General features: G+C 51.9%; 1 protein-coding gene. It reads right to left on the reverse strand.

The window, feature by feature from the left end:
• A partial coding sequence (locus tag QP437_RS10345) for a hypothetical protein (protein ID WP_285267777.1) occupies positions 1–243 on the reverse strand: 243 nt, incomplete at both ends.

A 243-nucleotide genomic window follows, 5' to 3' on the forward strand; every position in this document is an offset into this window, starting at 1 on the left:
TGTTTTTACTGTCGTCAGTAATCTTGCAGGTGGGTGATTTGACCTGAATACAGAGCCCACTGACGCTAAAGCGCATCGCCTGTACTCCGCCAAGATAAATATCGCCAAGGTAATCATTAAGGCAATATTCGCCCGGCGGCGGTAGACCGCCGTTATCGGCAATCCGCCAGAAATAGATGGTCGGTTTTTTATTTTCCGCCTGAAATGCGCGCTGGCCGGAAAATACCGGCGCGGAAGGCCAGG

Source organism: Haemophilus sp. UMB1048 (genome assembly GCF_030218125.1).
GTDB lineage: Bacteria > Pseudomonadota > Gammaproteobacteria > Enterobacterales > Pasteurellaceae > Haemophilus_D.